Annotated in this window: 26 protein-coding genes; 4 read left to right on the top strand and 22 right to left on the bottom strand. The window is 47.1% G+C overall.

From position 1 onward, the window contains the following. Positions 1 to 59: 59 nt before the first annotated feature. The 7 genes from C7R92_RS12590 to C7R92_RS12560 all read right to left on the bottom strand — a co-directional run bounded on the left by C7R92_RS12590 (position 60) and on the right by C7R92_RS12560 (position 7,743). Positions 60 to 719 (bottom strand): hypothetical protein, encoded by a 660-nt coding sequence (locus C7R92_RS12590; protein ID WP_106834474.1) that lies wholly within the window; start codon positions 717 to 719, stop codon positions 60 to 62. Positions 720 to 773: 54 nt separating this feature from the next. Further along, on the bottom strand, positions 774 to 1,358 hold the full coding sequence (locus tag C7R92_RS12585; RefSeq protein ID WP_106834473.1) for a hypothetical protein: 585 nt from the start codon (positions 1,356 to 1,358) through the stop codon (positions 774 to 776). 367 nt (positions 1,359 to 1,725) lie between these two features. Further along, positions 1,726 to 2,826, bottom strand: coding sequence for a sensor histidine kinase (locus tag C7R92_RS12580; RefSeq protein WP_106834472.1), 1,101 nt, complete (start codon positions 2,824 to 2,826; stop codon positions 1,726 to 1,728). A gap of 42 nt (positions 2,827 to 2,868) precedes the next feature. After that, on the bottom strand, positions 2,869 to 5,022 hold the full coding sequence (vanT, locus tag C7R92_RS12575) for a serine racemase VanT catalytic subunit (RefSeq protein ID WP_106834471.1): 2,154 nt from the start codon (positions 5,020 to 5,022) through the stop codon (positions 2,869 to 2,871). Further along, positions 5,009 to 5,806, bottom strand: a complete 798-nt coding sequence (locus C7R92_RS12570) for a M15 family metallopeptidase (RefSeq protein WP_106834470.1) — start codon at positions 5,804 to 5,806, stop codon at positions 5,009 to 5,011. The genes vanT and C7R92_RS12570 overlap by 14 nt, the downstream gene beginning before the upstream one ends. A 3-nt stretch (positions 5,807 to 5,809) precedes the next feature. Then, positions 5,810 to 6,862, bottom strand: coding sequence for a D-alanine--D-serine ligase VanG (vanG, locus tag C7R92_RS12565; RefSeq protein WP_106834469.1), 1,053 nt, complete (start codon positions 6,860 to 6,862; stop codon positions 5,810 to 5,812). A gap of 2 nt (positions 6,863 to 6,864) precedes the next feature. Next, complete coding sequence (locus tag C7R92_RS12560) at positions 6,865 to 7,743, bottom strand: M15 family metallopeptidase (protein WP_069847377.1); 879 nt, start codon at positions 7,741 to 7,743, stop codon at positions 6,865 to 6,867. A 136-nt stretch (positions 7,744 to 7,879) separates the two neighbouring features. Here C7R92_RS12560 and C7R92_RS12555 point away from each other — a divergent pair, with 136 nt between their 5' ends. Both C7R92_RS12555 and C7R92_RS12550 read left to right on the top strand, forming a co-directional pair. Then, positions 7,880 to 8,827 (top strand): helix-turn-helix transcriptional regulator, encoded by a 948-nt coding sequence (locus C7R92_RS12555; RefSeq protein WP_106834468.1) that lies wholly within the window; start codon positions 7,880 to 7,882, stop codon positions 8,825 to 8,827. Between the two features lie 65 nt (positions 8,828 to 8,892). Continuing rightward, positions 8,893 to 9,414, top strand: a complete 522-nt coding sequence (locus C7R92_RS12550; protein ID WP_106834467.1) for a DinB family protein — start codon at positions 8,893 to 8,895, stop codon at positions 9,412 to 9,414. Here the strand turns inward: C7R92_RS12550 and C7R92_RS12545 are convergent. Then, positions 9,411 to 10,187: a DUF169 domain-containing protein gene (locus C7R92_RS12545; RefSeq protein WP_017249697.1), complete on the bottom strand. Its 777-nt coding sequence runs from the start codon at positions 10,185 to 10,187 to the stop codon at positions 9,411 to 9,413. The two genes, C7R92_RS12550 and C7R92_RS12545, sit on opposite strands and share 4 nt — an antisense overlap. A gap of 206 nt (positions 10,188 to 10,393) precedes the next feature. Here C7R92_RS12545 and C7R92_RS12540 point away from each other — a divergent pair, with 206 nt between their 5' ends. Next, positions 10,394 to 10,954: a hypothetical protein gene (locus C7R92_RS12540; protein WP_017249696.1), complete on the top strand. Its 561-nt coding sequence runs from the start codon at positions 10,394 to 10,396 to the stop codon at positions 10,952 to 10,954. 84 nt (positions 10,955 to 11,038) lie between these two features. Here the strand turns inward: C7R92_RS12540 and C7R92_RS12535 are convergent, their stop codons facing one another. The 14 genes from C7R92_RS12535 to C7R92_RS12470 form a co-directional block, all read right to left on the bottom strand. Then, positions 11,039 to 12,358 carry a VWA domain-containing protein gene (locus tag C7R92_RS12535; RefSeq protein ID WP_106834466.1) on the bottom strand — a complete coding sequence of 440 codons (1,320 nt, stop codon included), beginning with the start codon at positions 12,356 to 12,358 and terminating at the stop codon, positions 11,039 to 11,041. Positions 12,359 to 12,378: 20 nt separating this feature from the next. Then, positions 12,379 to 13,053 carry a Tad domain-containing protein gene (locus C7R92_RS12530; RefSeq protein ID WP_106834465.1) on the bottom strand — a complete coding sequence of 225 codons (675 nt, stop codon included), beginning with the start codon at positions 13,051 to 13,053 and terminating at the stop codon, positions 12,379 to 12,381. Continuing rightward, positions 13,054 to 13,455: a TadE/TadG family type IV pilus assembly protein gene (locus C7R92_RS12525; RefSeq protein ID WP_026043177.1), complete on the bottom strand. Its 402-nt coding sequence runs from the start codon at positions 13,453 to 13,455 to the stop codon at positions 13,054 to 13,056. It lies immediately after the preceding gene. A gap of 34 nt (positions 13,456 to 13,489) precedes the next feature. After that, the gene (locus tag C7R92_RS12520; protein ID WP_106834464.1) at positions 13,490 to 14,212 is read right to left on the bottom strand and encodes a hypothetical protein; all 723 of its coding nucleotides are present in this window, start codon (positions 14,210 to 14,212) and stop codon (positions 13,490 to 13,492) included. Positions 14,213 to 14,235: 23 nt separating this feature from the next. Next, positions 14,236 to 15,090: a hypothetical protein gene (locus C7R92_RS12515; RefSeq protein ID WP_106834463.1), complete on the bottom strand. Its 855-nt coding sequence runs from the start codon at positions 15,088 to 15,090 to the stop codon at positions 14,236 to 14,238. Between the two features lie 15 nt (positions 15,091 to 15,105). Beyond that, the gene (locus C7R92_RS12510; protein ID WP_106834462.1) at positions 15,106 to 16,251 is read right to left on the bottom strand and encodes a hypothetical protein; all 1,146 of its coding nucleotides are present in this window, start codon (positions 16,249 to 16,251) and stop codon (positions 15,106 to 15,108) included. Between the two features lie 30 nt (positions 16,252 to 16,281). Then, positions 16,282 to 17,715 carry a vWA domain-containing protein gene (locus tag C7R92_RS12505; protein ID WP_106834461.1) on the bottom strand — a complete coding sequence of 478 codons (1,434 nt, stop codon included), beginning with the start codon at positions 17,713 to 17,715 and terminating at the stop codon, positions 16,282 to 16,284. A 129-nt stretch (positions 17,716 to 17,844) separates the two neighbouring features. After that, positions 17,845 to 18,057, bottom strand: a complete 213-nt coding sequence (locus C7R92_RS12500; RefSeq protein ID WP_056495066.1) for a hypothetical protein — start codon at positions 18,055 to 18,057, stop codon at positions 17,845 to 17,847. A 100-nt stretch (positions 18,058 to 18,157) separates the two neighbouring features. After that, positions 18,158 to 19,093 carry a type II secretion system F family protein gene (locus tag C7R92_RS12495; protein WP_106834460.1) on the bottom strand — a complete coding sequence of 312 codons (936 nt, stop codon included), beginning with the start codon at positions 19,091 to 19,093 and terminating at the stop codon, positions 18,158 to 18,160. A 4-nt stretch (positions 19,094 to 19,097) separates the two neighbouring features. Next, on the bottom strand, positions 19,098 to 20,024 hold the full coding sequence (locus C7R92_RS12490) for a type II secretion system F family protein (protein WP_106834459.1): 927 nt from the start codon (positions 20,022 to 20,024) through the stop codon (positions 19,098 to 19,100). Further along, positions 20,002 to 21,390, bottom strand: coding sequence for a TadA family conjugal transfer-associated ATPase (locus C7R92_RS12485; protein ID WP_106834458.1), 1,389 nt, complete (start codon positions 21,388 to 21,390; stop codon positions 20,002 to 20,004). Before C7R92_RS12485 ends, C7R92_RS12490 begins: the two co-directional genes overlap by 23 nt. A gap of 28 nt (positions 21,391 to 21,418) precedes the next feature. Beyond that, positions 21,419 to 22,576, bottom strand: a complete 1,158-nt coding sequence (locus tag C7R92_RS12480; protein ID WP_017249683.1) for a CpaE/TadZ family protein — start codon at positions 22,574 to 22,576, stop codon at positions 21,419 to 21,421. A 3-nt stretch (positions 22,577 to 22,579) separates the two neighbouring features. Beyond that, the gene (locus C7R92_RS12475) at positions 22,580 to 23,410 is read right to left on the bottom strand and encodes a CpaB family protein (RefSeq protein WP_106834457.1); all 831 of its coding nucleotides are present in this window, start codon (positions 23,408 to 23,410) and stop codon (positions 22,580 to 22,582) included. A 97-nt stretch (positions 23,411 to 23,507) separates the two neighbouring features. Continuing rightward, a complete protein-coding gene (locus C7R92_RS12470; protein WP_069847522.1) occupies positions 23,508 to 23,963 on the bottom strand; it encodes a prepilin peptidase in 456 nt (151 codons plus the stop codon). A gap of 134 nt (positions 23,964 to 24,097) precedes the next feature. On the opposite strand from C7R92_RS12470, the gene C7R92_RS12465 reads away from it, so the two are divergent. Next, positions 24,098 to 24,490, top strand: coding sequence for a thioredoxin family protein (locus tag C7R92_RS12465; RefSeq protein ID WP_244195733.1), 393 nt, complete (start codon positions 24,098 to 24,100; stop codon positions 24,488 to 24,490). Positions 24,491 to 24,534 lie beyond the last annotated feature (44 nt).

Genomic DNA, 24,534 nt, shown 5'->3' with positions numbered 1-24,534 from the left:
CTCCTTAGTAAATAGGGAGATCACTTTTTATTTTGTAAATTCCGCACATTAAATAACTCCTATTTTGATTCTTTCACTTCTGTGTGTGTAAATGGTGTTGGCACTTTAATCCTTCCAATACGCCTTTGTTTTACCACTGTATCTTCTCCTGGATAAACTTTAGCACGCCAATCCGCATATATATTGTATACCTCAGCAACAGCCCACAGTCTGATAACATACGAACCTGGCTTTTTAAAGGTAGCATTAATTTCTTGTCCTTTTACGACTTCATGTGTTTGTGATGAAACAAACTTGTATCCCAAATCGACCTTTACTAATTTTATGGGAAATTCTACACCTGCTGCCCAATCATGAGTACTCTGAACAGTTTCTTTTGTACTCGATGTATATTTTGCACTTAATTCAGTACCATCCGTAACTGTAATATACTCTTTGTATACTAAAAAATGTCTAGTTTCATCTTTACTATACTCGTAAGTAGCAGTACCTCTTACATACCCATCTCTATAGTAGGAAATACCAGTATCTAAGGGTTTTATAGAACCTTCTTCTTCATCTTCTCCATAGGACCCCACCACTCGACTATCATATTTATCTGGGCCTGCTGGTGTGTAGGTTGTAATGTCTCCAGATGCAAAAGTAGTTGGTAAAATACTAGATGATAGGAGAGAAAATCCTAAAATAAAGGTAGATAACGCTTTTCTCTTAAATGCCATAATCAGTCCTCCAAAATTCATATATTTCATAACCTACTAGGCTATAAAACCAAATTAAGATTTCTTATTTAAATAATTCAGTAACATCACTAAGAATTCTGAATATAATTTTTGAACATCTACATCCTGTGATGTTAACGTCATAGCAACCATGCTTACGGACAGCCCATTTCCCGAAAAATTATATACATTTACAAAAGTATTAGGAAATTTATCACTATACGCCTTAGTAATACCATTATTTTCGTCCTTGGAGTTGTAAAAATTCGGGGAATAACTAACTGAATTAGTCCATTGAAAATCTCCCTCAGGACCTGGTGCCACACCAAGCATTATTACTACACCATTTTTTTCATTTTTATAAACTAAAGTTTTATTATTATCATGAAATTGCTCTAGTGACTCTTTAGGCTCATCATTAATAGCTGGTACTATATTTCTAATATTCCAATCCTCAGTTACCTCAACATAACCCTCCGGTTTAAAATTCTCTTTTAAAAGTGAGAATTTTGAGTTGAACGTTTGCACATCAATCTTATTGGTAACTTGTGCATTCGTATTGCTTGGTTCACAAGCTGCTAACATTAATAGAGAAAAACTTAATAATACAACTAGGTAACACTTAATGTATTTATTCATAATAAGATCACCTTTTTCGTTTTTTACATATTTTAGTTTATTTCACTAAATATAGTTTGTCAAATTACTTTTGTTGAAACTTTGAACACTTTAAAATTTCGTATAATTTACCCGTGATGTTGCTGATAGCCATAACATGAATCGACTTTCGAAATCAAATTTCAGTCGGAGCAATTGGCAACAGTCTTTCTCTCAGCAAGGTGGACCAAACTCTTAACCCGCAAACAACTTCGTATCAAGCACAAATAAGCCTCCCATGATGAAGAGACTTACGTTGGCATATCAGAATAATCACAGCAATTGCGGCATTTGTGACAAATCGTTTTTCTTGTGCGTGCACCCTTTTACTCGCGAGTCAACAGCACTATTAAATGATTGTCCCATACGGCAACCTGACCTCAAAACACGTTCGAATCACATCACTTTGAACAGAAATCGTTCCCCGATGCTTCTCGACGATATTTTTTACAATAAACAAGCCGAGTCCAGTGCCTCCCCCTTGATGAGCTCGCGCTTTGTCGCCCGTAAAAAACATTTCAAAAATATGCGGCAGCGCCTCTTCAGGTATCTGGTCACCGTAATTCATGATTTGAACAACTACTTCATCGCCCTCCCGGTAAGCGTTCAAATCGATAAAATGGCCATCGCCCCCGTAGCGTATCGCGTTGGTCAGGATATTCTCAAATACGCGCGCCAGCAGCTCTCCATCCCCCACGATCACTAATTGAGCAGCAATCGTACACCGCGCGACCAGCTCATTTTTCTCAAAGGAAGGATACATCTCTTCATTTAACTGAACCAGCAATTCACTCAAATCAATGACCTTTTGTTCGATGTTGACCATGCCGTAATTCATTCTGGTAATTTCGAAGAGCTCATCAATCAACTTTTCCAATCGTTGCGACTTGGTAAAGGCAATCGTCGCATAATGCCGCATCCGTTCTTGTGGCATCTGCTCGTCTCTTAAAACTAAATCTAAATAACCCAGCACGGATGTCAGTGGTGTGCGTAAATCGTGTGCCAGATTCAAAACAAGCTGATCCTTGCTGCTTTCCGCGAAGTCTCCTCTTTCTACCGCCTTTTGCAGCATTTCACTTGCCAGATTGATATCCTTGGCGATATCTGCGAACTCATCATGGGAAGAAATATGCACATTGTGCGTAAAATCTCCATTTGCCAGATAATGAATGCCTTTGGAAATCTCCTGAAAATAGCCAACATACCGTTTGGTCAGGAGATAGAACAACAAGATCGCAATGGGAGCAAAAACAAGCAAAAAGAAATTGATATCTCCCATTTCCTTGATGTAACGGCGAACCAGGGCAAGCGGATCTTCGTACTTGACCTCCGTCCGATAGTAAAACTGGAGCACTTTATAGAGCAGGTAGGTTACGAGACCGGCCAAAAGCATGCCAAACCCAAGAAGCTCAATCATTTTGGAACGAAAGCTATATCTCCTCTTCATCATGGAAAAAATGAACCACTCCCTATACTCGCTTCCGTCCAGTGCTCAATCATGATAGACTCTTTTGACACGTTCTCCTAAACGGCTAACCAACTCGTTCGTAATGGTTTTACATGGAAGGGCCATTTCCTCGGCAGTGATACCCTCTTCTTGATCTCTGCCGATAAAGGTCACAACATCTCCCTTTTGTACCCCTTCCATGTCTGTAATATCTACAAAAAGTTGATCCATGCAGACAGAGCCGATAATCGGTCTCCTTTTTCCTTTGATGAGGCAGATAGCGCCCGTGTGTGATAGCATACGTGGAACCCCGTCAGCATACCCGATAGATACGATGGCCATCTTACTGTCTTGCTGTGCTGTGTAAGCTCGGCCATAGCCCACGGAGGCTCCTTTTTCCACCTGTTTCACCTGCACAACTCTTGCTTTTAGTGATAACACAGGACGTAGGTCGACACTTGTTTTTACCGTGTCTCCCTGCTTGCTCAACATTCCGTAGAGAGCAATCCCAATCCGAGCATAATCGTATTGCAGCTCCCCATAATTGAGCACGCCGTAACTGCTTTGGACGTGCAGCCTCTGTGGATCGATTCCCTTTTCTTTCAACTGCTCGATCACTTTCTGGAAACGAGCAATTTGATTTTTCGTGTATGCGATATCCGAAGCTTCCAAACTGTCAGCCACACTCAGATGCGTAAAGGTACCACATACCTGCAAATTTTTATAGCGATACATAGCCGCAATTTTTTCCGTGTGTTCCCAAGATTCCCCGAGTCTCCCCATTCCCGTGTCGATCTTGATATGAACAGGGATTTTCACGTTGTAGCTATTCAGTTTTTGGGCATATTCGTCATCTACTACGGTTTGCGTCAGTCTGAAACGGGCGATTTGGCGTATCCGTTGCTCATCGGTATAGCCAAGCACCAGGATCTCCCCTTTTACGCCCTTCTTTCTTAGCTCGATTCCTTCATCGATTGTGGCAACAGCGAAGTGATCAATCCCGAGCTTGTTTAAGTACCTCGCGACTTGCCACCCGCCGTGACCATATGCCTGCGCCTTCACGACTGCCATCACCGCACAATCCTTCGGAAGAACCCGCTGGATTTCCCTGACATTATGTTGGAGATGAGGAAGATGGATATCCGCCCATGCTCGTCCTGTTTGATCCGGTTTCTCACCTCGAAAGCGCTGGATCACCTTCATCGCCATCACAGAAAGAACAAACGACAGCACCGTGACTAGCGTAAAATGAACCAAGCTGTTTTCAACAAGTAGCCATGTCAGTCCCGTTACTTTGGCCGCCGCGCGAATGAGCACAATACATAGCGGATGAATGACATAAACATACAGACTCAGCTTTCGTAAGGCTGGGCGATTTCTGCCTTTCCAGAACAACAGAAGTTGAAAAAGAAAATACATGCACGGTATCAAAAAAATATACATACTGTCATGGCGTTGCAGCTGAAAAGCGTGTAAAAGCAAGCCTTCTATAACTAACATGCTTCCGAACAAAACAAACCCGATGGCATACGGTGCAACCTTTTTCTTTTTCCGTCTGCGGGTATTGGCAATCATTCCTCCCATGACTACAAAAACCGGGGCAAAAAATATACCGTTCCGCGTGTAATCAAACAGGGTAAACATCGATTGATAGAAACTATCCACATACGGATTCATCTGGGCAAATCCAAAGTAACTGTCTCCCAACAGCCCGATGCCATACAGCAGCATGGTCACCCAAAACGTTTTCCATGCGGATAGTCTTGTATACAAAAAGGTACTGATACACACCCCCAGCATGATGCCTGGGAAATACCACAGATGATACAGAGTCCCGTTAAAAAGGAGGTCTTTTACCACCGAAAACACGGTCAATTGATCCGTAAAATACCCTGCATACACATTCACCGGAAGATAGAGAAGAATCGAAAGCAAATATAGCTTTCCTACTTTCCATAAAAACGGCTTCAGCAAGTACGCATTTCTGTTGCGATCTGTACCAAGCTTTTGCAAGAAGAAAAATCCTGTGCACATAAAGAAAAACGGAACCGCCACCCTGGCTATTGTTCGTGTCAGTGTAAAGTCAGCCCATTCGCTTATGGACAGCAGAGGAGAAGTATGGATTGCGATGACAAGGATCGCTGCGATGATTCGGAATTGATCCAGCCCGCCATACTGCTTTTCACTACCCCCGTTCATTACGTGCCTCCTGATGAAACACCGTAATGATAAATCCATCCACATTGTTGCCCGATATTTCGTATCTCTCACCATCCACAACCGGGATGTGCGTAACAGTATCGGTAGCTTTTACATAGTAGATTTCAATGCTCTCTTCATCCACTAGCAAATGCTCCTGATGGAATTCGTAGTTTTTCACATACTCGATATACTCTTCCAGACAGAGCTGAAGCTTTTCCATTAAGACGGCATGCGGATAGCCCACATACCGAAAATGCCAAGGCTCATCCGAAATGCCTGTCAGTTTTTCCTTGTCTTTGTCGTAGCGTTTGATAAACCCATATTGACTGGCACGTTGGCGAAACATTCGGCATACGCCATGATCGGGAAAAGAAGGGCAAATAAAATCGATCTCTTCCTTCTTTTCCCCTACATCAATCGCAAGCCCGGTCTGATGTTCACTTTCATTCGGACGTGCTACAAATTTACTGGTAAACACCTGTCCATTTTCGAGCAAGGATTGATCATAGATATCCGTTTGTTCGGCCTTGCTGCGAAAGCCACTGACTGGCACGATTGTCTGCTGTGCGTTGCAGGCTTTCAGCAGCTTGGCAAGCATCTTCGCAGCCGTGTTTTCCAGCATAATTTGGTTGTGTGTTCCATCAATCAGCCGCATGCGGTTTAGTAGAATACTGTCGTCTGTTTGCCAGCGGATCTGGTACTGGCGATTCACCAGAATCAGATGGCCGTGATGCAGATTTTCGCTGTTCAAAGAAATCGTAGAGACGTGAAGTTGTGTCATCGATTAGTCCTCCTCCAACGCTAGCATAATCAACGTATCAAGAAGCTCTTTATAGGAAATTCCCGCTGCACGCAGCATGCTTGGATATCTGCTTTTCGAGGTAAAGCCGGGGATTGTATTCACTTCGTTAAATACAATGTCTCCGTCTGGAGTGACAAACATATCTACGCGAGCAAAACCACGACAACCTAAAACCTGATAGAGATGGGTGGCTGTTTGCTTGATTTTTGCAGCGAGTTCTTCGTCAATTCTTGCTGGGACGTGGATGTGAGCAGTCTCCAATGAGTACTTTTCCGTATAATTGAAAAAGCCTTGGAGCAACTCGATTTCATCCACTTCTCCCACAAGGATCTCACGATTTCCTAGTACCGCACAGCCGACCTCAAATCCCACGATGTTTTCCTCGATGACTACTTTGTCATCATGCAGAAGGGCGTTTTCTATACCGAAAACCAATTCTTGCGTGTTGTATGCCTTTGTAATCCCAATCGAAGACCCTGCCTTTGCAGGTTTGACATACAAAGGGAATCCCAGTTCTTCGGTGGCAGATTGAACAGTGGCAAGATCAGTATTTGGATAAACGGTAACGGATCTTGGTGTTTTTACACCGGAGCTTGCCGCCAGCGTGTGAGCGATATCCTTGTCCATACAAATCGCAGAGGATAGTGTCTGACAACCGACAAACGGAATTCCGGCGAGCTCCAACAACCCTTGCACCGTTCCATCCTCTCCGTTTTTGCCATGCAAAATTGGGAACGCCACATCAACCTGCGTGATCGTCATGGCACCGTTCTCCTGTGTAACAATTCCCCGCATCTGTCTGCAAGGAGAGAGAAAGGCAGGCACGCACTTCTCACTTTGATGCCAACTGTCATTCCGAATGCTTTCGATGTTGCCGGTATATCGCAGCCATTGCCCTTCCCTCGTAATTCCTAGTAAAATCACCTCATACTTTTCCAGACACAAACTCTCCAGCACCGAACTCGTAGATTTAAGAGATACTTCATACTCCGAAGAACATCCCCCAAACAAAATCGCTACAGTCAATTTCTTCATACTCATTCACTCCTTCTTTCTTTGTTCACGTAGCTTGTTACAATCACGCCGCCCATATTGTCACCCGAAATCTCATAGTTGCGAGCAATCGGTACTTTGAGCGTCATCTCTTGATCGACAGGGTAGTAGTTAATTTCATAGATCTTCCCATCGTTTGTCACGGAGATCCTTCTTTCGTCTTTTAGGTAATCCAAGTATTCCTCGAGCGAAAAGTTATTCTGCTTCATGATCGCGCTATGCGGCAAGCCGACATATCGGAAATGCCAAGGCTCGAATTCCGTTCCTGTAATGGCTACCTTGTCCTTTGGGTAGCGCAAAATAAAACCGTATTTCCATGAATAATCTTCCAACCACTTGCCTTCAGGGGCGCGCTCCATTTTCATTTGCGTCGATCCAATATCAAGCGCGGAACCTACATTATGTTCGCTGTAACCGCTCGGCATCGCATACGCTGGCCCCATTTCTGCATATAGCTGATCTTGTTCTTCCTTGCCTCGATAACCGCTGTTCAGGATAAAGTGGCTCACGTTATCTTGCTGCGCAGCTTTGATCATCTCCAAAAATTTTTTGGCTACACTCTCTGACACTTCGATTCTTTGATCTTGCAAGCGATAGCCTTGTAACAGTTCTTCATTCTCAGACAATCGAACCACATCGTTTTTTACCCCTGCCTCATGAACCGGATACTCTTTATTGACCAAGAGAAGGTCTCCTTGATAAATTTGATCTTTTGTTATTTGTATCGATTGGTGCTCCACCTCGGTAGCCTCTCCCAACGTTTCAGTGTGTCCCCCAACATTAGGTGGTCCATCTGCTATTTTTTGAATCACGATATATCCAAACAGCAAAAGCATCACAAGCCAAAAAACCCTCTTTTTCATTCACAGTTCCTCCTTCACTTACACATGTAGGATAGGGAAAACTGTTAAAATAAAAAGTAGGGTAAATATAAAATAATTTTAAAGTTGGCCATTCATTTTTATAAAGATGCTAGCTGGATAGAGAGGGGGTCAGAGCATGAACAAAACAGACCGTTTGTTGGCAATTGTTCTGGAGCTGCAGCGAAAAAGTACGTTGCGCGCAGAAGATTTGGCCGCGACCTTCGAGACGAGCGTTCGGACGATTTATCGTGATATGCAGGCATTGAGCGAAGCAGGCGTCCCCATCGTTGGGGCACCAGGGCAGGGCTATTCATTAATGGAAGGGTATTTTCTCCCGCCCGTCAGCTTTTCGGTAGAAGAAGCCGTTACACTCTTGATCGGTGCAGACATGGTTGAGCAAGTATTTGACCAAAACTTTGGCAATAGTGCAAGAGCTGTACAGCGCAAAGTAGAAGCGATCCTGTCAACGGATGTAGGTGAACAAGCAAGACGTATCCGTTCAACCTTTCGCCTCATAAGCCCCAGAGCAAACAATCTGCGCGAGCAGGAAAAGGCGCATGCACAACTCCTCCACGATGCGATCATCAATGAGCGGAAGGTACGGTTCCGCTATCGGAGGGGCACACCTGGGCATGATGACGATCGTGAGACAGTGCGTGACGTTGCTCCATATGGTCTGGTGCTGGTTCGTGGTTCTTGGATACTTCTCGCTCATTGCGATCTGCGACAGGATATTCGTCGATTCCGCCTGTCACGCATGAGCGGCCTGATCGTATTGGAAGACCGCTTTATCCTCCCTGACCATTTCCATTTTGATGACTACAAGCCTCTCGACGATCGTTCCCTGGAGGTGCAGATCGTCATCACCGCAGCTGTCGCTGATCGGGTAAAAGAATCGGGCTATTTTTATATAGAAGAGATTACGGAGCATCCGGACGGCTTTCTCGTCAGATTGCGCGTCAGACAAATCGAAGAAATATTGTCTTGGGTACTTGGGTTGGGGGCAGATGCGGTTGTTCTTACTCCTGAATCCTTGCGTAGCCGAATGCACGAAGAAGCCAAAAAATTATTGGAACGCTACTGACATACTGCTGTCAGTAGCGTTTTACTATTATAAAAGCAAGAAAACCACGAGGAGCTGATTCGCCCATGAATACAAAGGAAATCGTGAACAAATTTGAAGACGTGACAAACCACTACCTGCATGAATTAGAAGACTTCACCATGGAACAACTCTTGCAAAAACCAAGTGAAGAGGAATGGTCGATCGGTCAAATGTACCTTCACTTGATCCAATCTGCCCGGTATTTTCAACTGGGAAGTATCGAGAAGTGTAGACAAGGAGGTCCTGCTGTCACAGAAGCAGGTACCGAAAAATCCGAGATCGGGCAGACGATATTTGCTCAAGGCTCCTTGCCGCCTATTCGCGTGAAAGTCCCTGCCTCCCCGGAGTACACACCTGCACAGCCAGAGAGCAAGGAGCAATTGCGTGATGGACTCATCAGCGTGCTCACACAAATGAAAGAGCTGGAAGCGATTTTGGACGAAATTCCTGCGCATCACACGGTGGCTCACCCAGCCTTCGGTCCGCTGACGGCAATGGAATGGTTTGCCGTCGTAGAAATGCACTATCGCCATCACCTGCTCCAGCTCAACCGACTGAAGGGTTAGTTTTTTTCTCCAAACATCCCCGCGAGCTTCTGATAAGTCGGCGGAAACTCTGCCTGATAGCGCAAAAAGGACGGGATCGGGTAGCGGATTCCGCCTTTTTGCGTTCCCACTAATCCCTCCACTAGCTCGGCAGCATCGCGAAAATGAAAGCTGAAGGCCATCTCGTGATCCTGTGTCTGGGCAAACAATCTGTCTCCATAACACGGTACGATCACTTGCGGCTGTCCCGTCTGGATCGGCTTGATTGCGATGTCTGCACAGTCAGCCCGACTGGAAAAGGTGGAAGGAATCGATCCACCGCGCTTGTACAGCATCCCCGCCACCAATCGCATGACTTGTGCCGCATTGCCGTAAATCACGACGACATCTGGCTCGATCTCTGCCCGCTCCAGCGGAAATGATACATAGTAGCCGCTTTCTTCTGCTGAAAATTTCGGGACATCCAGCTCGCTTTTCGCCCCATTTTCCAATGAATCTGTATACATCCCACAGGCGAGATGACCCTCTGTATAAAACGCAGGCTGCTCTTCATAGCCAAAAGCCACCTGCGCGATCGGACAGGACAGATCGGCTCCATTCATCGCGATACTCCAGCCATAACGCCGTGAAAAACCGACAGCTTGGCAAATGGTAATCGGATAACCCAGATCACGAACAGGTCGCTTTGCCTTTGACGGCAGAGCGGCTTCTTCTTTTCGGATGCTAACTCCTACAGGAAAGGTCTCGGTCCTCACATACATTTGAAGCGCTTGATTTAACTCGATGGCGTTCATTCCATTTGCCCCCTCGTTTTCACTTACACCACTCATACTCCGAATTTTTCGTCTTTTTTGCCCAAAGTCCTGTCATTCCCTGCATTTTTCTCAAAACTTACAACATCGTAAGGTAATGGAAAGGTTAATCGATAGGGAGTCGAAACAATCCCTGTTAGGATAAAAAAAGATTACACGTATGACTTGGGATGGCTGGAGGGTTCACAATGAAAAAGTTCACATGGCTGGGCACGGCGCTTCTCGTCTTTCTGTTAATGGGATGCTCCTCCAGCTCACCAGATGCAGTGCAAGGGCTTGGAAAAGAAGAAGCGGCGCAAATCGCTGCAGCCGCTGTTAGACAATATTATCAGATGGATGTTGATACGACGGATCGGGAAATCACGCTGGAGGACCCAACCAATTCGGTATACAGAGGAGTCCCTGTTCACGCCGTACTAAAACGCGAACCTGTGAGTGGCGATGTCCATGGCTTTCACGCCATCATCGAACCGAGATCAAAGCAAATCCTTTCCCTGTCGATTGACGTTATTGGAATAAACGGAGAAATGGCGACAAAAACGATGACAGAAGCAGATTTGGAAAAGACGGCATCAGACTTCATCCGCTCGAAAAACCTGCTTGCGACGAACGACTTCCAATTGGTTAAAGCTTCTGACGCTCATTCCAATGACGCCAAGCGTTACTTTTATTACACAGATGGCTTACATGATGTGGCAATCGGAGTGGACCCAGGCCTACAACAGGTCGTTACGTTTACCTATGATTGACGCACCCTAATCCTTTACATTTACAGTGGGTTCTCCGTTGCGACCGCAATCGCAATCGCTTTTGTAACGGAGAACCCATTGCTGTTAGTTTCCGCTGTATTTATCCTCAATTTCCTCTCTCATTTCCTGATACGTCTCGGTTGTGAGACTTACCAAGTAATTGGTAAGCTCCTCCTTGGACTGTGTAGCCAACGCTTCTCTTGCTTGCCTTTTCCCAGTAAGGTACTCCTTCGCTTCATTGCCAATCTTGCCACTTGCAGACAAATGCTCAATCGCCATTCCGATGTTCAGACTCTCCCGCCAGTTTTTCTCGTACCAGTCCCGGTCGTAAGCATCCACCCATTTTTTGCGGTCGATCAGCACAGCGTCTGCTTCTGTCAAAGCATCCCGTTTCCACTGCTCCCACTTCTGGGCAATTTCTTTCGCGCGTTCCAGCTCTTGCTTGAACTGCTCACGGTTCGTCACATTTGCATACAGACCTTCTGATGCGTGGGCAATTTCCTTCAATTGCTTCTGCCCTTCTGCATTCACATCAAAGCCAATGACGTTCAACAACGGCATAATTTTGGACTGGGACAATTCCTTGGCTACTGCCACCGGATTGCCATCGCACGTCTCGATGCCGTCACTAACTAGATAGATGACATTCGTATTTTTGTCCGCTTCGAATCCCGCCAAATCCTCCTGAGCGAGACGCAAGGAGTGCGCAATGGATGTCCAGCCCGTCGGCTCAAACATGCCAAGTGCTTGTTCAAGACCTTTCGCATCGTAGGCTTGCAATGGATAGACCATCTCACTGCTGCCACAGGAGAGCTGTTTATGCTCATCTGCATTGCTACCCTTATGTCCATACACGCGCAGCGAGATTCTCGCCTCTTCTGGTAGTGCTTCCGCGAATTCCTGGATCGCTTCCTTAGCGAGCTGCATTTTCGTTTTGTCCCCGATTTTCCCAGCCATGCTTCCGCTTGCATCCAGGATGATTTCTACGTTGAAATTTTCCCGAAACTGAAAGCGGGCGTCCTCGATGTCAGGACTCCCATACGAAGCCATTCTCCAACGGTCGACAACCATTTGGGGACTGAGGTAATCCTCGGCAAACAGGGTGAGCAATTGATTCCAGTACAAATCCAAGTAAGCATCATTCATCCCATCGACCAGGGTAGGCATTTTATCCAAAACCTGTATGATCTCAGCTCGATGCGGATAAGCTGCATGGAAAAATTGTGTGCCAGCAAGCGGTCCGGGCTGTGAAGCAATCAACTCCTGTGTCGTCTGCGGCCATTGATTTTGCTGGATCCCTGTACCCACACCTATTGCGCCCAGTGAACAGCCAGAAAGCAGCAGCATGATCATGATGCTGTTGATCAAGAGCGACATCCGCATTTTTTGTAGCCTTCTTGTCATGCCATTTCCTCCAACCATCATCATCCAAGAATCGGGATATTGATGTAAAACCAGTCGTTCACCTCATCAATAAAATCGATCCGTCTGCTTTCCCCAGTCTGGTAGATTTGCTCGGAATAGGCAGGAATGAAGTCAAACCCCATCGATTCCGATTCGTACTTTACAGAAGTTGTTACTTCAATCCGATTGTCACTGTTGAACAATTTGACGGACGAACCGCTGAGCGTTGCATGGTTATCCGACAGTACTTTGGCAACCACCCCAGGAATTTGGCTGGCCGCGTTTCTCAACCCTAGACTTACATATCCCTGCAACTCAACATTGCCTGGCAATGCGTTGCTCAATACCGAGTCAATCGCGCCATACTCAATTTCGCTATGAGACCAATCGGGGTGCGACGCTCTCAGGGAGCTCTCAGCAGCTATTATTCTGGGTGTGAGATAATCTTGGTTATAATACCGATTGGGTGACGCATCGTATATTTTAATTGCATCATCCATCTCATCATAAATATCCTTCACCGCCGCAATACTCGCCTGCTGCGCACTGTTCGACGCCTGCTCCTTGTCTACAAAAATGGTCGAAAAGTTGAACAGCGCAACAAACACCAGCATGAACATAAACCAGTAAATCGTCAGGGTGAAGATCGTCATATTTCCACGTTCATTTTGCAAGTGACGCAGTATACGTACCATCTAGTTCATCACCCTGCTCTTCATTTCCCGATCAAAGGAGATATATCGGTCTTCCTTTTTGATAGAGAGCCAGTCAGGAAGGAAACCCAGCTCCATCTGGACGCCGACCTTGGCTGTAAAATATCCGTCACCATCCCACCTGATATCGCCGTCACTGAAGGAAATATAGCCTCCTGCCGCGTTCACCACGTTTCTGGCAGCTTGTATGGCTTCACCCGAATTCCCCGTTATGGCGTACACCTTCGCTGCCTCATTTGCTGCCGACTGAGAGATGATGACGCCGTAGACGCCCACAAGAAACTGCCAGCAAATCAGCATGATCAGAAAGACGAACGGCAGTATGGCGATAAACTCTACGGTAACCGAGCCCTTTTCATTGGAAACGATCTTCTTCAGGCGCATTCTTCGCTCATCTCCTCTCGAACTTATTTGCAAGCTATCTTTCATCGAGCAGCAATCCCCCTGCCACAGCCGCTTCCGCTCCTGCCGCCTCGTCTTTCCATTTATTCACGTACATCATGAACATGACCGCAAAAAACGGGAGAACAATCACATTGAGCAACAACTCAATAAACATAACCGCCCCAAAGGTCGCCGTAATAGACGTGACGAGGAACAAGCCCGCCATACTGATTAGCCATTCCACCACGCTCACCAGTAGCAATAGGCCAAGGATTGGGAAGAAATGCTTTTTGCCCATTTCCATGGCAGATCGCCAGCAACGCCAAGCCGATTGTTTTTTCAGCACCACAAAAAACGGCGTCAAATAAAACAAGATCATAAGAATCAACCCGGGTATCATGAACAGCATCATTCCTGTAGAGACAAGAAAGCTAAACACGATCCCAAATACGAATACAGAAAAGCTGTGTTCAAAAAATGTCCGAAATGCTTTTCGAATCGGACGCTCATCGCCGTCCAGATCACTTTGGACATACTGGGCAAAAGGGATCTGGAGGATCAGCAAAAACAGAAGAAGTAAAAACAGATTGAAAAAGCTTGCTACGAATTTGGCGCCCGTGATCGCGGCAATGAGATTCAAGTAGTTCAGCGTAAAGTTGTGGATGACAAAAAATGGAACAACGAGCACGGCGGACAAGAGCAGCAAAGATTCGATGTTCCGTGCATAAAACCGAATGCTTTCTTTGAAGGGATGCATATGGGTTTCTCTCACCTTTCCTGTTAAGGGTTTCGCAGTTTATCCATCAGCCCGTTTTCCAAGATGGTCCTATTCAGCTTCTCGTGGGCTTCCCGCAACTGTTCAACCGTATGGAAAGACTCATGCTTCCCTGTCGTATGCGTCTCAAAGCTTTTCACGGATTCATCGGCAATATTTCGCAGTGTTTTGTCTTTGTATACAGAGAGCAAGTCGCTCAGCTTTTTTCGTTTCTGCTCCTGTACCCGATCCAGTTCTACTCGATTGGATTGGAAAAACTGGTAAAGCCGGTCTACCGAGTCTTTGATCAGCACCTGCTTGCGAATGCGATCATACAAAATATAGTCAGATTCAAATAACACATCCCGTAATGCCGTTTCTTCTCCCGCGATGACGTAGTTGCGCGCGAAAAATTGATTGAGCAGATCCATCCCTCGATCATAAATGGCACGCAGCTGGTCCCGGCTTTCCATCATGGTTTTACAAATGTCGATCAGCTTCTCTGCATCTTGCCGAAGCACCGTGTCCATCTTATCCTGGTAGCTTGGCAAAAGCGCCCTCAAAAACTCGTATTTTTGCTCGTACATCTCGATCGGTTTATCCTTATCAATGGCCAGATTGTTCTTAATCTTGCGCCCCGCATGTGCATGCACCAAAAATAGTTTCACGACGGGCTCTGCTTCCTTGCGGCGAACCACTTCACCATCCGGTCGCAGCACCAAGTACCCGACAGCGTCTTTTTTTCCCCATTTCCAGTACGCGACATGGTAGTAATATTCTCCGTCTACGTAGGCCGGGTAATTATACAGCTCTGTCCTCTCTAAAAAACGCTTATTCCGCTCGATCTGAGCCTGAACCTGTGGTGTATTCACGACTTTCATAAGCAAGGACCTCCGTTACCCAAATAAGGATTTTACCCAGCCAACAGCTTTTCCGACTCCATCCCGGATTCCACGGGTAATCGCTCCTCCGGCTAGCTTATCAGCGTACTTCACGAGTTTGCTCAACCCCCACAAAACCGCACCGGTGACAACAAGCACACCGCCTACCGCCTGCCCACCTGGTATGATGGAAGCAATGACCCCTCCGTCCATCAGCACACTGCCGAAATTACCGACGCCATCCACAAATTTCTCATTTTGTGTAGCTTCATTCTGGCTCGGATCAAACGCCATGCCAAAGCTGCCGATCGTATCCATGATGTCAAACGGAAGGCTGATCGCTGCTACGCCCACATTTAAGCCTTTTACGATCCCCGGCATTCTGACGCCGGATGGATTTGCCGAATTCGTCAGCTGACCGCCTTGGAAAATATCCCGAAAACTGTTATTCGGCAATTGTGCCAACACAAATTGATAGTTGGCCCACGCATTCATCCCGTCGAGTGAATCGACACCTAAGCCTGTTACTGTGTTTACATACGGCGTATTCTTGAAGGCAAGATCAAGACCTTTTATCGCCAGATCTCCCAAGAACAAGCCTTTGCCACGAAGTCCCGCTGCCATGTCTACTTCGCCATTCATAAGCAAATCAGCGCTATATGCCAGCGTTCCGCCCATGACGTCCTTGAACGTCCATTTGACTGCACCGTATTCAAGCGTCTCCGTCATCGGCTTCGAGCTATCTGGATCGACGCCAGGCTGCTGAGAAGCAGGCATTTGTACATTTGGTGCAGGTGCGGTTGCATTTGGCGCTTGCGGGTTCGAGTGATTGACGCTTGGCCCCTGCAAATCAGGTGCCTGCGGATTTATCCGATCCCAATTTGGTGCTTGCGGATTCGTCCGATCCCAGCTCGGCGCCTGCGGGTTCAGCTTTTCCCAATCAGGAGCCTGTGGGTTTATTTGTTCCCACTGCGGCGCTTGTGGGTTGAGCTGCTCCCATTGTGGCGACTCAAGATTTGGCTGATCCCACTTCGGGGCCTCGTATTGTAACCCTTGATACTGAATGGAAGCTGCCAGGCCCACCATTGGAAACAGATTCATCATAAGAATCAGAAAAGCGAAAGTCGCCGCTGCCATTGGGCCTCTTACCCATTTTCTCACTTTACAAACCTCCTTTTGGAGATTTCGTCTCTAGTTCGTTTTCGTATGTTGAGCAAACTTCTCGTTGATCGCATCCACGGCTTCCTTATAGGACTTCTCGTTCAAGGTATCCAGGAATTGCTCCAGTTCATCTGCCTTTTTCTGTGCGATTTCCAGCTGCTCATCGTTCAGCTTCCGCAGCTGATCGGCGAACTCATCTGAAATGATGTTGTTTGCATCCATAGTCATGATTACAGATGTTAGATCATGATTTTCCCGTTTGGCGATACGGCTCCATTTCAAAGCAAAGTGACTAATGTCGATCGATCGAGAACTACGAGTGGATACGGCTTGATGGGATGCATTGGCTTTCCACTCTTTCCACTTGTTCGCGATTTCTTTCCCACGATTGAATTCTTCCTGTAGCTCCTTCTGATCTTGAATCAGAACATAGCGGCCTCCCGCTGCCTTTGCGACTTCTTTCAACTGCTGCTGTCCCGGACCGTCTACACCAAATCCAATCACGTTAATAATCGGCGTAATCTCGGATTGGGCCAACTGTTTGGCAGCTTCGACAGGGTCACCATCGCACGTTTCGATTCCGTCACTGACGAGGAAGATCATATTGGTGTTCTTATCTCCAGGCCATTTGCTTAAATCCTTTTTCGCTTCCTGCAAAGAGTAGCCAATCGGAGTGTATCCGGTAGGTTGGAACTGATTCAAAGATTGCTGCAATTTTTCTTTGTTGTAAGGCTGCATTCCGTATACCAGTTCACTGCTGCTGCAAGATAGTGCTTTATCCGACTCTTTCCCGCTGCCCTTGTGCCCGTATACGCGCAAAGCGACATTCGCCTGTTTCGGCAAAGATTCAGCAAAGGCTTGAATCGCTTCTTTGGCAGCATCCATCCTCGTCTTGCCATTCGATTTTGCCGCCATGCTGCCACTCGCATCCAAGATAATTTCAACATTGTAGCTTTCCTTAAACTTGAACCGTGGATCATCGATGTCCGGATTCCCAAATGAGGCCATTTTCAGTTCATCCATGATTTGTTGCGGATCAGGGTAGCTCTGTGCATACAGCCCCAACAAGGCAAGGTAGTAATTGTTAATCATTTCTTCGTCCGGATTTTCAACAGTAGGGAACTTTTTAAGTTCAGGCAATACTTCTTCCCTGTTGTTGTCATACGAAACCCCGGAAAAACGTCCTGGCGGCGAATTGACGAAGTCCTCTGTCGTTTCCCGCTTTAGCGGCATTCCTTCCTGTGCCATTGCCTCCAACGCTTTTACCTTTTCTTCTCGCGTCATCTCGGCATTTGGCTCTCCTGTTTGGTCTGGCGGTTGGCCTTGCGCAGGCGGTGTTTCCGCGCTTGGTGGTACAGAAGGATTTTGCCCCTCTGTGTTCTGAGGTGTATCCGGCTCCTGCGAACACGCCGTTAACAGGCTCAACAGGAGGATCACTGCAATTATTCCCTTCACGAGTCTCATCAAAGTGCTACCTCCTGCTTGATTTCGACTTGCTATGTATGAAGCGCCATATGGTTCAGGTGGTGAAGAAGTATTCCTCCACCACCTCTTTTCCATATGCTCATCACCAATAAAGCATTCAATGGTTGATTAATTTCCGTCTAATTTTTTGATGATATTGCTCAATGTATCCCCAATGGATTCTCCAACGAGTGCGGGGTCGGTATCAAAGTAGGCGATAACCGCACCAAACACAGCGATGACCACACCTGCCAACGCGATCCACTCAATCGCCTGTGCTCCTTTTTCGTTTCCAAGAGCTCCCTGACCTTTTACATACCATTTCAGCATCATGCTTTTCATATAAAATCTACTCCCTTCATGATTTGGATAATGAAAAAATAAAGAACTGTGCACTCCCATCTCGCTGACGGGCATCACCTCCTAAAAGTGAAGCCATGGATCATGGCATGACGTCGGAAAACAAGCTGACGTTCTCCAAAATATTCAATACCATCAAACCGCCAATCAGGATAATCGCTGTAGGAGTCACGATAAACGTGGTGATCAGGGTTACTTTTGGCGACGCCTTGGCCGCCTTTTCCTTGATCAGCTCTTTGCGGATTCTCCGCATGTTTTCCGCCTGTGCCTTGAACGTGACGGCAATCGGCACCCCCAGGCGCATCCCCTGAATGAGCGCTTTGATCAGCATTTGAAACTCCGGATTGTCGTTGCGTCGCAGCAATTGTTCATACGCCTTTTCCCTCTGTACACCGAGATCCAGCTCTTGATTGAATCGGGAAAACTCTTCCCGAATCGGCCCATCAAAAAACTTGATGACTTCGCGCAAAGCCTGATCAAGACTCACCCCCGCCTGAAGCGTCACGCTTACGGTGTCGAGAAATTCTGGCAGGTCATAGCGAAGCTGATGTTGACGATCGCGCGCTTTTTTCTTCAACAGAAGGATGGGCAAAAAGTAGCCAATCAACGGCCAGGCGATCAAACCTAGATGCGATAAGGGAAAGCGGAGAATGAAAAACAGCGTGCCGGCAATAATGCCGAGCAAAGCCATGAAAATTTTGACCCCTTGGAATTGGGCGACGGTCAAATCTAGCGGCCGCCCAGCCCTTAGCAACCAATCCTCAACCTCATGCGACTCACTGAAAAAGTTGATGCGCTGCCCCATGACAGCATAGTCATCTCCATACCGAAGCAATCGTTTGACCAGGCGCTCGGATGAGGTTTCCTGCTTGCGCACACCGTAGTTTTTGTGCCCGCTCATCTCATGGACATGTGCGAGCAGTTTTTGCTTCTCGATGGAGTAGCGATACCACTCCTTCAGACAGATCGCAAACAGCAATAGAAACAAGAACACGCATGTAATTATGAGAGCATCCATGTTTTCACACCTTTATGTTGGTCACTTTCTTGACGAGGATATAGGACAGGAGTGTTCCGATTACAAACAACCCCAGAAGAAAAAGACCAAATCCGGAAAACAACGGATCAATGAAGCCTTTGTTCATCATGTTCATCATCAGCACCAGGGCTATTGGCATGATCGGCACCAAGATAGAGACGTACCGCTGTTCCGCCGTCATCGTCTTGATTTCCTGATTCACGATGCGACGATCCTCCAATGTCTCCGCCATTTCTTGCAGCACCTGGCTCAAATTCCCCCCTGCACGCCGTTGAATCAGCAGGGTAGCAGTAAAGATACGGAATTCTCGTGTCGGTATTCGTTTTTCCATGTCAGAGAGCGCTCGGTCAAAGCTGACGCCTAGCTGCAGCTCACGCGCCATGCGACTAAACTCATCACCAGCGGGATAATTCATCTCCTTGGCTACCAGTGAGATCCCCTGCGAGAGCGTAAGACCTGCACGCAGCGAGTTGGCCAAAAGGCGACACACTTCGGACAACTGTTCATTCAATCGCTCCTGGTACTTGTTGCGTCGGACAAAGAACAGCACGTTCTGTATGAGATACATCACCACTGCCCCGATCATAATGTTAAAAGGAAAAGAAATATTCACGATGTTACTGAGCAAGAAGGCGAGCACCATGGTACCTACGATCAAAATTCCGTAAAACTCCGAGGGAGCAAGCGGAAAGTTCGCTTTGATCAGCTTTTTTTGGATTTCTTTGGCATAGGGCGTCTGGTCAAATTTATCTCCCCAAACGATGACGACGCTTTTTCGTTTTCCCTTCACTTCGAACCATTCTTCCGCTTTCTTTTTCCATTCGGTCTTCTTGGCCCGATAACCGAGATACTCGTAGATGCCCCAGATGCCAAACAACACCGCGAGACTAAACAGAATGGGCATGGTCACGTTGCTTCCCTCCTTCCGCCCTGAATATGGATTCATCCAGATTGATTCCAAAAACTTGGAGCCTCTCCAAGCACCGCGGGATGACCCCGGTTGCCGTAAAGTAGCCAAGGACTTCCCCTTTCGCGCCGATCCCCTTCCGCTGGAAACGAAAAATCTCGTTGACCTCCACCCGTTTGTCTTCCGTTTTCGCTACTTCTGAAATCGAAACGATTTTACGTGTTCCGTCTGACAGGCGTGTGACCTGGACGATGATATCCAGCGCACTGACGATATATTCACGGACAATCGTAGAGGGCAAATCCATCCCGGCCATGACGACCATCCCTTCCAAACGGTTGAAAGCATCCTGTGGTGAGTTGGCGTGGACAGTGGTAAGTGATCCTTCATGCCCAGTATTCATGGCCTGAAGCATGTCGAATGCCTCTGCACCCCGTACCTCCCCGACGATGATGCGGTCTGGCCTCATCCGCAGGGAGTTTCGCACGAGCTGACGGATCGTGACTTCCCCTGTTCCCTCCATATTGGGCGGACGTGCCTCCATCCCGATACAGTTGGGGTGAGTTAGCTTCAACTCGGCCGAATCCTCAATGGTAATGACACGTTCATAGTGCGGAATGGCTTTTGCTGTCGCATTGAGCAATGTCGTCTTTCCGCTACCAGTCCCCCCAGAGATGAGCGTGTTCATTTTGGCTTCCACCACGGCTTGAATGAACTGGGACATTGCTTCACTGAATGAACCAAATTGCATCAGATCATCCATCAAGAACGGCTCTTTGCGAAATTTACGGATCGAAACGAGTGTGCCATTGAGACTGATCGGAGGGATGACGGCATTCACGCGGCTTCCATCCTTCAGACGGGCGTCGACCATCGGCGAGCTTTCATCGATTCGTCGACCAAGCGGTGCCACAATCCGGTCCACGATATGCCGCAAATGTTCCTCGTCACGAAATTTTAAATCGGTTAATTCCAGCCTTCCTCGTTTCTCAACGTATACCAGGTTGTGTCCGTTAATCGAGATCTCCGTGATTTCCGGATCGGCGAGCAGCGGTTCAAGTGGACCAAGCCCCACCGATTCATTGATCAAACGAGTCAGCAGGATATCCTTTTCATTTCGCGGAATGACTACTTTTTCTTCCGACATGTATTGGGAGACGAGACGTTCGATTGCGAGGCGCATCTCATCTGAACGAAGGCTGGTCAGTCTCTCCAGATTGGTCTCCCGCAAGAGTCGGGTCTTGTAATGCTCAGCCAGCTCGTCGATGTACGGATTGAAGGAAGGAGCTGCTAATGTGGCAGCGAGTGTCGTCTGTTTTGCCTCATCCCCTGGCGCTGTCTGCTCTTGCTTTCGTCGGAATAAAGCCATCTAACTCCCACCTTTTTGAACTTGCTCTTTATGACAGTTTCTTGAGTACCCATTTTCGGATGTCTTTCGCAGCAGGAGAGAGCTTCTTCTCATTCGCTTCCTTTTGCAACGGTCGGCCTTGATTGACAGCCGCTTGCACGCCTTGATGATCTCTGCTGATTTCAGCAGTAATCGGTGCAGTGAATAATCCTTTCAAATCAGATACATTCAGTTCGTTATCCCTTCCTACCTGGTTGACGACCACTTCGAGCCTGCCTGCGGTATCAATGCGCAGACGTCGGAACAAGTCTTCCACGAGTCGGTAAATTTGAACGGACGGTGTGTCCAGATTCATCACGTAATAAATCATGTCCGACTCTGACAAAGCGGCAAAGGTAAGCTCGTTCATATGCGTTGGCAGGTCGATAATCACAAAGTCATAACTGCGGCGGCTAGCACGGATCAACCTGGTGACAAATGCCTCGGACATATTCTCCGCCGTCTCAGCATCACGCGGACTGACCAGCACCTCCAGCTTGGAATGGTCCTCCCGCTGGGCCACATTGCGAATATGAAATTCGTTGATTTCATCCATAACCGGCATGAGATCTCCTAATGTACGGTTGTTGTCAAATGACAAGAAGGTTTCGATTCCACCGTATTGGAGATTGAGATCGATGAGCAGCACACTGGCCGTAGATTCCAGCTTCAATGCTTGCGCAAAGCCCGTTGCCAGCTGCGTTCGTCCACTTCCCCCTTTTCCACTGTAAAAGGAGTACACCTTTCCCCGACCTCGCACAAAAGCTTTGCCGGATGCATCCGTGCCCTTTTTTCTCTGTTTGATCTGGGATAAATCTGATATTTTGTCGAGACGATCGGACAATAGGTTCAGCTCATCGGGCATCACGATGTATTCCACCGCACCCGCGCGGACAACATCTCGCAGCAGGACAAAATCTTGTTTTTCTGTGAGATAAATGAGGATGCCCTCCGGAAGCTCTCCTTGTATGTACTGCACCAGCTCTACTCCTGCTCCGTCTTCCGGCTGCACAAGCAAAACGACATCCGGTCCAATCCGGTCAATTTCTTTTTTCACTTCGCTGGAAGTCGTGTAGCGTACTTGCTCATACGGAGTCAAAATGTCCCTCAGCATGTCTTTTACAGAGTCGTAATCCGCAACGACGAGAATCTTCATATCTTTGTTCATGACTTACCCTCCGGTTTTCGGTGGTTGATTAGTTGGCTGCGGTGGTACCGAAGTTGGTTTCGTTGGAGGCTGGGCCGGAACTGTCGGTGGTGTCTGTACGGCTGGCTGCCCTGCTGCCGGTGGTGTGACAGGCAGTGTCGCAGATTTCGCTTCAGCAGGTTTGCCAGGCGGTTTTGTCTGTTCCGGCTTGGGTTCCACAAACGGATCGGGTATACCCAAGTCCCCTTTGCCCACATTCGCTTTCAAAATGCGAACCATCTGAGCATAATGCTGCTGGTGAATGAATTTCGGCGCTTCCTCGAACGGCAGCTCGAGAGCTACCCCCTTGAAGCTGTTCTCCGATTTGGCCACCATGGCGACTGGCACGTCTTTCATGAACACTTCCGTCACGGGCTTCCCGTTTTCCTCATGCGAAATGATGACGTCCACCCGGTCTAGCGCCTCCAGCTCCTGGTCGAAGACGACATTGCTCGATGTAAACACCGTTACGAGCCTGTTGTTTTGGTCCCGTACAACATTGGCTGGCTTCATGATGTTTTTCGTGATGATGTCTCCCTTTGACAAGGGAACGATCGTGACTTGATTTTTCAAACTAGCTTTATCGATGACGTACGAATCATCCGCGTACTTTTTGGGGATTTCCCTTACCGTCAATTGATCGGGTTGTATCAGTGCCCGAGATGGAATATCTGCATTTGCTTCGTATATTTCCACCATTTCGCCCAGTTGCGCATTCAAATCCTTGATTTTTTGCAGAAACAGAAAGCCCGCAAGTGCAGCAAGTAGGAACGATAATACAAGGAAAATGATTGCCCTACGTTTTGATTCCAACATCAGAAGATTCCCTCTCTTTTTCGAAAAATCCATTCATGTTCATACACTGTCGTTTTATTGCCAAATATTCCAAATCGAAAACCTTATGAGAAAGGCACTAGGAATACATGATCATGACCAGCATGAGACTGGTCCCACCCGCAACAAATGGAGCCAACGGGATCTCTCGCCCGAGCTTCATCCTGCCTGTCATTTTGGCGATGGCCCACATAGGAAGCACGCTGACTCCCGCAAGCAAATACGTAAGCATGAGCACGACCAACCCCGCTTGCCATCCAACCGCTGCGCCGACCAAAGCGAGCAGCTTAATATCTCCTCCGCCCATCTGACCGTTGCTGATCACCGCCATCAGTAATGAAATTCCTCCCAGCACAATTACTCCCATCGCATAAGTCAGCCATTTCTCTGGATGAAGGTATGCATGCAGAACGAGAAAATATACAATTCCCGGAAGCGTCAGCCAGTCGTAAATGAGACGGCGGCGTAGGTCGGTATACATAGCGACTGCCATTACGAAAAGAATGGGAATGATGACATACCAAGATAACACCATATGTCCTCCTTCCTGCTTTTTGAGGAAAATTTCACCATTACAGACTCCATATCAGGGAAATTTGTTGCAATAATATCCAATTTTTTTGGATGTTTTTTGGAAAAGCGCTTTCATTTCCTCGGAGATTACATCTGTTGTCGCTTCATGAGGCAAACTTTTTTTGTGCTATTCTAGTAGAAAAATACGGCGACGAAAGGTGGGAGTACCGAACCGTTCAGGAGTATCTCGAACTGACTGAACTACTTGCAGAGATTGAACGTCATCCGATTAGTCTGTTGTTTATAAAAACGGCAAACTGCGGTGTTTGCGATGTCACCTACGCAAGAACAGTAGAACGGCTGAAACAATTTCCACAAGTGAAAAGCATGGTGGTATCCATGGAAAAAATACCTACCCTTTCTGGGGAGTATCTCGTATTTACTGCTCCAGCGATCCTCTTGTTTGTGGTTGGAAAAGAAGTGTTTCGGCAAGCCCGGTTTGTATCATTTGACGAGCTGGAGCGTGTTCTGACCTCCATCACTTGCTAAAAATTCACATTTCCTTCCATCGTAAAGATTTGGATAACCTCTCT

This window comes from Brevibacillus porteri, assembly GCF_003013475.1.
In the GTDB taxonomy this organism is placed as follows: domain Bacteria; phylum Bacillota; class Bacilli; order Brevibacillales; family Brevibacillaceae; genus Brevibacillus; species Brevibacillus porteri.
The sequence above is the reverse complement of the archived record's forward strand: the minus strand, read 5'-3'. Positions and strand labels throughout refer to the sequence as shown.